This is a genomic window from Bacillus sp. I-2, assembly GCF_001974945.1.
Lineage (GTDB): Bacteria > Bacillota > Bacilli > Bacillales > Bacillaceae > Bacillus > Bacillus safensis.
This window is the reverse complement of record NZ_LZRW01000029.1, coordinates 1-431: the sequence shown is the minus strand read 5'-3', so window position 1 is coordinate 431 and position 431 is coordinate 1. Positions and strand designations below refer to the sequence as shown.

Sequence of the window (431 nt, the reverse complement as noted above, 5' to 3'; positions counted from 1 at the left end):
GTTGGCCGCTGAAGGGCAGCAAGGTGCGCATGGCGGTATCTGCCTGCAGCAACAAGCGGTCGAGCGGCGAGTAGTGACGTTGGGTAGCCATCGGGCACCTCCGCAAGAGTGTGCCCGACAGTCTAACCCAATCGGCGGTTCGGGGCTTGCCCCGGATCAGCCCGGTGGCCAGTGCATCTGGCGCTGGCCGAGCACATGCATGTGGATGTGGTAGACGGTCTGTCCGCCCAGCTCGTTGCAGTTCATGACCACGCGGAAGCCTTCCTCGCAGCCAAGCTCCCTGGCCAGCCGCTGGGCAGTGAGCAGGATATGGCCGGCCAGGCCCTTGTCCTCTTCGGTCAGGTCATTGAGGGTGCGGATCGGTTTTTTCGGGATGACCAGGAAATGTACCGGTGCCTGGGGGGCGATATCGTGGAAGGCCAGAACCTGGT

At 63.3% G+C, this 431-nt stretch carries 1 protein-coding gene; it reads right to left on the bottom strand.

Features of this window, described 5'->3' with window-relative positions:
- Window positions 1-156 precede the first annotated feature (156 nt).
- Window positions 157-431, bottom strand: a 275-nt coding sequence (locus BAE31_RS09005; RefSeq protein ID WP_076840258.1) for a histidine triad nucleotide-binding protein, incomplete at its 5' end; no start/stop codon positions are given.